Source organism: Flavobacterium sp. DSP2-3-1, from assembly GCF_049896865.1.
Lineage (GTDB): Bacteria > Bacteroidota > Bacteroidia > Flavobacteriales > Flavobacteriaceae > Flavobacterium.
This window is the reverse complement of the sequence record NZ_JAFCVD010000030.1, coordinates 1-1158: the sequence shown is the minus strand read 5'-3', so window position 1 is coordinate 1158 and position 1158 is coordinate 1. Positions and strand designations below refer to the sequence as shown.

2 protein-coding genes are annotated in these 1158 nt (G+C 32.0%); both read right to left on the bottom strand.

All coding sequences use genetic code 11. The annotated features are described in order from the left end of the window. Nucleotides 1-240 precede the first annotated feature (240 nt). Entirely contained in the window at nt 241-540 is a 300-nt protein-coding gene (locus ACP7AT_RS15755; protein WP_426065394.1) for a helix-turn-helix domain-containing protein, read from the bottom strand. Further along, complete coding sequence (locus ACP7AT_RS15750; RefSeq protein WP_426065393.1) at nt 530-877, bottom strand: type II toxin-antitoxin system RelE/ParE family toxin; 348 nt, start codon at nt 875-877, stop codon at nt 530-532. Before ACP7AT_RS15750 ends, ACP7AT_RS15755 begins: the two co-directional genes overlap by 11 nt. Between the last annotated feature and the right edge of the window lie 281 nt (nt 878-1158).

Here is a 1158-nt window from a genome sequence, read left to right as displayed (position 1 = left end):
TGAATTTCATACTTAAATGTACAAAAAATCAACGAGTTGCGCAAGTTATTTGAGCGATTTTTAATACAAATAAATTTATGGGGAAGAAGAGAGGTTATTAGACAGTTTGACGTCCCGCTGCTTTGAGATGGTGGGTGGTTCGTAACCTTTCAATTTTTGGCTTTGCAGAAAGTAGATGCGAAACGGTAATTCTACTAAAGCACACACTATATCAAAACAGCTGTTATGGGCTGTGGCTTTTTAAAGTTTTATTGAAAGTTCCAAATGTCCACCCAAGCCAAGTTCAACGATTTTTTGCAATGTTGATAAACGTACCTCTTTTACATTGTTTTCAATTCTTGAAATATATGACTTAGTTGTACCGCATTTAATCGCGAGTTGTTCTTGTGTCATTCCTTTTTCTAGTCGTGCTTCGTGTATCAAAGCACCAAGTTTAAACTGTTCGTAACCCGCATCTAATTGGTCACGTTCTGTAGTTCCTACTTTGCCATAATGTTTATCCTTAAACTCTGATAGCGTTTTTATGTTGTTATTTTTCATTTTTATATTCCTCCATTATTTTAAGTGCCTTTTCAATTTCTTTTTTCGGGGTCTTTTGCGTTTTCTTTTGAAAACCATTTACTAAGACTACAATTTTTCCTTTGTCAAAAAAGCAAAATATTCTAAAAATATCGCTCGATTGTTGAATTCTAATTTCATAAAGTCCGTCCGTGCTTTCAATATGTTTAAGATATGTTTCAGGTACTTTATCAACTTCTTCTATCAAGTCAAAAGTCCAAATTATTTTGGCTCTTACTTTTTCCCTTTGCTTCACAAAGAATTCTTCAAAGTAATCTTTGTAAAATATTATTGTTCTAGTTTTTCTTTTTTCTTCCACGCCTTAAAATTACAAATGTTGTACAAAAGTACAACATTTATTCTGATTTTTTATCTTTTAGATTAAAGGTTGATTTTTATTGTGCGGTAGTGCCATATCCCATAACGTCAGTTCGTCTAAAAACCTCTAAACGAACAGTATTTTGTTAATCAGTGAGTAAACATATGTGATTTAAACTACAATTAAAATTCTTTCTGGGAAAAGTCGGTTTAGGATTATCAAAATAAAACAGTCCGTAAAAAGCTTTAAAAATTGCTCTTAGAGTCCCAAAATATAAAGCC